Below are 4,258 nucleotides of genomic sequence, written 5' to 3' on the forward strand. Positions count from 1 at the left end.
TTTTTCAAGCAGACGACGGCATACGATGTCCGCTCTGGTCTCGGGGGCTCGGGGTGGTGTATAAGAGGCAGATGCCGAGGGCGGGCGGGATGCGGCCGCGCGGAGTTCCCGGCCAGGAGCCTCGGCGCGGCGGTTGGCGCGGGCACTGGGCCTGGGTGGCACCGGGCGCCGCGCCGAGGCGCATTCGCGGATCGAGGTGGGTAACGACTGGCGCCGCTGCGGCGCCGGGGACGGTGGCTGCGGCGTTCTGCTTCCGCTCGGCCAGCAGACGTGCCCCCGCTGCGGCCGGACGAACCGCGACGACCTGGCCCCGCTGGACCTGCGGCGCAGGCTGGCCACCCGGGACGGGCAGCTGCCCGTGCTCGCCACTCCGCGCGGGCGCCGCCGGCCGCCCGCCTGATACGTCCGGGCAGTCCGGATCCGCATGACGAGGTGGATTCATCAAAAGGTGTTGTCTGGTCACCCCGACAGCGCGGTCCGCTGAGGCCGGAACGTCGGAATGCCCGCGAGATATGGAACGATAAGGGTATGTACTCCGCCGAGATCAATCGCCGGCAGCCGGCATGTCTGCTGCTCGTCATCGATCATTCGACGTCGATGTCCGAGACCTGGGCCGGCGGGACCATGAGCAAGGCCGACCAGCTCGCGCTCGCCGTCAACCGGCTCCTCGGTAACGCGGTCCTGCTGTGCAGCAAAGGTGACGATCGTGTCTACGACTATTTCGAGGTAGGAATTCTGGGCTATGGCCGGGGTGTCGCACCGGTCCTGTATGGTTCCAGCGTGAGTCGACCGCTGTTGCCTATCAGCGAGGTCGCGCTGAATCCGAACCGCGTCGACCACGTGCTGCGCAAGGTCCCCGATGGCGCCGGTGGCCTGGTCGAGATCCAGACCCCGATCCCGGCCTGGGTCGACCCGGTCGCCGACGGCTGGACGCCGATGGTCGAGGCCCTGCGGGTCGCCGCCTGGATCGCCGACGGCTGGTGCCGCCAGCACCCCGCCAGCTTCCCGCCGATCGTCGTCAACGTCACCGACGGGCAGAGCACCGATGGTGATCCCCGGGAGGCCGCCGCGCAGGTGCGGGCCGCCGGCACGGCCGACGGTGAGGCCCTGCTGTTCAACGCCCACCTGTCCGCGACCGCGCGGCGCGCCGTGACCTTCCCGCACGACCGCGACGAGCTGCCTGACGAGTTCGCGCGGGTGCTGTTCGACATGTCCAGCCACCTGCCGCCCACGATGGTCGCGGCGGCGGACAGTCTCGGCTACCCGGCGGACGCGGCGTCCAAGGGGTTCCTCTACAACGCCGACGTCACCGCCCTGATCGAGTTCCTCGACATCGGCACCCGGGCGGTCACCCCGACCGGCCTGCGGGACCTGAGCGTCGGGCCGCGGTCGAGCGGATGACATCGCGGTCCACGGCGGTCGCGGTGGCCCTCACCGCGACGTCCCGCACGGTCACGAAGCTCGGCCGTGCCGCCGAGGAGAACGAGGACTGCTGCGCCACCTGCCCGGAACGGGGCCGGTTCGCGGTCGCGGACGGCGCCTCCACCTCGGCCCGGCCCGAGGTGTGGAGCCGGCTGCTGGTCGACGCGTTCGTCCGGGACGCGGTCGACCCGCTCGCCGCCGACGTGCTGCCCGGCCTGCGGGAGCGGTGGTGGGCCGAGGTGAACCGTCCCGGCCTGCCCTGGTACGCCCGGGCCAAGCTCCAGCTCGGCGCGGACGCATCCTTCCTGGGCCTCACGGTCGACGTCGGGAACCAGCTGTGGGCGGCCACCTGCGTCGGTGACTCGTGCGTGTTCCATGTCAGCGCGGGCAAGACCTGCGCGGCCGGGCCCGTGGAGCACTCCACGGACTTCAGCCGCTTCGCCCAGCTGGTCGGCAGCCGCGGCCCGTCCCGTCCGGACCCGGTTGTTCTCGGCGGTGCCTACCAGCCGGGGGACGTGTTCGTTCTCGCCACCGATGCGCTGGCACAGTTCCTGCTGCGCGCCGTCGAGGCCCGCGGGCGGATGCCGTCGCCCGGCTGGCTCGCCCACTCCGCCGCGCGCTTCGCCCGAGCCGTGGACGCCTACCGGCACCACGGCTGCCTCGCCAACGACGACACGACCATCTGCGTGGTCCAGACGTGAACCCCCGTCCGTTCCACGTGGTTTCCCCGGCCCCTGCCGGCTCCCCGCAACGGCGCGAGGGACGTGCATGAAGCTGCCCACCCTTCTCGACTACCAGCAGGCTGTCCAGATCCCGCGGCTGGCGTTCCTCGACGAGCGGCTGCGTGACAGCGTGCCGAGACTCAACCCGCTCGGCATGCCCGCCGTCGCCACCGGCGGCTTCGCGCTGACCTTCGACGTCAGCCGGGCCGGCCGGCGGTACGCCGTGCGGTGCTTCCACCGGCACAGCGACAACCTCGAGCTGCGCTACGCCTGCATCGCCGACTTCGTCCGCTCCGCCTCCCTCGACTTCCTCGTCGGCGTCGACTACCTGCCCGCCGGCATCCGGGTCCGCGACCGGGCCTGGCCCATCGTGCGGATGGAGTGGATCGACGGCGCCCGCCTCGACGACTGGGTGCAGGAGAACCTGGACCGCCCGTCCCGGCTCGACCGCGCCCGGCTCAGCCTGAACACCGCCGTCGCGGAGCTGCGCCGTCGCGGTGCCGCCCATGGCGACCTGCAGCACGGCAACATCCTCGTCCTGCCGGACGCGTCCATCCGGCTCGTCGACTACGACGGGATGTACCTGCCCGCGCTGGGCTCCCTCGGCGCCTCCGAACGCGGCCACCGCAACTACCAGCATCCGGACCGTTCGAACCAGTACGACGTCACGCTCGACCGCTTCGCCCAGGAGGTGATCGCGGTGTCGCTCGCCGCGCTCGCCCGCGACCCGTACCTGTGGCGCGAGTTCAACACCGGCGAGAACCTCCTCCTCTCCGCCGCCGACTTCGCTGACCCGTCCGCCTCCGCACTGTTCGCCCGGCTCGAGCAGATGCCCGGCGTCGCCGCCGCCGCCCGCCGGCTCCGGGACGCCTGCCTGGTCGACTACGAGGACGCCGCCGCGATCCTCGACGCCGAGGCACACGTCCACTACGAAGGTGCTGGTGCTGGCGGCCGGGCCGGCGGCTGGCACGGCAGCCCTGGCCGGGCGCCGGGTGTCCCGGCCGCCTGGCAGGGCCCACCCGCCCCGCCTCCGGTGTTCGGGCCGCACGGCCTCCCGCGCGCACCCGCTGTCCCGCGTCCGCCAGGCGTGGTGCGTCCGCATGCCGTCCCGCGTCCGCGTCCGCGCGGCGTGCCCGGACCGCTGGCGGCACCGGCGGCACCGGCCGCCGCTCCGACACCCGCGACACCCGCGGCACCGGCAGGCGTGCCGGCAGCATCGGCACCTCCCGCGGCGCCCGCACCAGGCGTACCCGTGTCGGCTGTTCCGGCAGCACCGGCCATGTCGGCGGTACCCGTTGCGGCAGGACCGGCCGCGAGTGCGGTGGGGGTCGTCAGCACCGTCTCCGCGGCGCGGTATCTGCGCACCCGGCCGCTGCGTCCGGCACCGGTGGTCGTCCCCGCGCCGACGGTGCTGTCCGCGCGGGACCGCGCGGGGCTGCTCGCCCGCCGTGCGGAGGAGGTGATGGTCGTCGGGAGGATCCAGGGCGTGCGCCAGGTCCGCCGGACAGGGACCGTGACCATCCTCGACTTCGGCAATCCGCGCGGTGGCAGCCTCAAGGCCATCGCCTGGGACCGGGTCAGTCGAGAACTCACCGCCAGCCACGGCGATCTTGCCGCTCTCGCGGGCGTCTGGGTCCGGATCGTGGGCCAGATCGTGGTCGACGACCGGGGTGACCTGGCGGACGAGTACGGAGGCTGGATCCCGCCCGGCATGGGCATGGGCCCCGCCGGCAGCCGCGCTCCGGCTGGCAGTAGTGGCCCGGCTGGCAGCGGTGCCGCGGGTGGGAGTCGTGCGCAGGGTGGGAGTCGTGCCGCGTCGAGCGCCGATCTGACCCGGACCGCCCGGGCGCCGCGCTCACCGCGCATCGAGCTGCGCCGCGGCAGCCTCCTGCGGGTGCTGACCGAACGGGAGGCCGAGAGCCTGCTGAACCGCCCCGGATCGGTGCCCGCGGCCCCCGCGACCCGGGCGGCCTACGGCTCGGGCCCGGTGCTTCCGCCTCGCCGTCGGCTGCCGCCGCCCGTTCCGGGCCCGGTCGGACCGAAGCCCGGGCGCTGGCCCGGGTGGAGCTGACGCGTCGTGGCGGTCAGTGCGCCGGGTGGGGCCGGGGTGGCAG

General features: G+C 73.6%; 4 protein-coding genes. All 4 read left to right on the forward strand.

From position 1 onward, the window contains the following. Positions 1 to 133: 133 nt before the first annotated feature. The 4 genes from AB1460_RS36020 (at position 134) to AB1460_RS36035 (ending at position 4,215) form a co-directional block, all read left to right on the forward strand. The gene (locus AB1460_RS36020; protein WP_368966956.1) at positions 134 to 400 is read left to right on the forward strand and encodes a hypothetical protein; all 267 of its coding nucleotides are present in this window, start codon (positions 134 to 136) and stop codon (positions 398 to 400) included. Positions 401 to 528: 128 nt separating this feature from the next. Further along, positions 529 to 1,401: a vWA domain-containing protein gene (locus AB1460_RS36025; protein WP_071083008.1), complete on the forward strand. Its 873-nt coding sequence runs from the start codon at positions 529 to 531 to the stop codon at positions 1,399 to 1,401. Beyond that, complete coding sequence (locus AB1460_RS36030; RefSeq protein WP_368966959.1) at positions 1,398 to 2,123, forward strand: hypothetical protein; 726 nt, start codon at positions 1,398 to 1,400, stop codon at positions 2,121 to 2,123. The genes AB1460_RS36025 and AB1460_RS36030 overlap by 4 nt, the downstream gene beginning before the upstream one ends. Positions 2,124 to 2,190: 67 nt before the next feature. Further along, complete coding sequence (locus AB1460_RS36035; RefSeq protein WP_368966961.1) at positions 2,191 to 4,215, forward strand: DNA-binding protein; 2,025 nt, start codon at positions 2,191 to 2,193, stop codon at positions 4,213 to 4,215. Positions 4,216 to 4,258: the final 43 nt, after the last annotated feature.

Origin of the sequence: Parafrankia sp. FMc2 (genome assembly GCF_041008525.1) — a bacterium.
Classification (GTDB): domain Bacteria; phylum Actinomycetota; class Actinomycetes; order Frankiales; family Frankiaceae; genus Parafrankia.

What these genes read in the sequence shown, in the direction of transcription:
- AB1460_RS36030 (WP_368966959.1), top strand. Translation starts at nt 1,398, where the DNA reads ATGACATCGCGGTCCACGGCGGTCGCGGTGGCCCTCACCGCGACGTCC.
- AB1460_RS36025 (WP_071083008.1), top strand. Translation starts at nt 529, where the DNA reads ATGTACTCCGCCGAGATCAATCGCCGGCAGCCGGCATGTCTGCTGCTC.
- AB1460_RS36035 (WP_368966961.1), top strand. Translation starts at nt 2,191, where the DNA reads ATGAAGCTGCCCACCCTTCTCGACTACCAGCAGGCTGTCCAGATCCCG.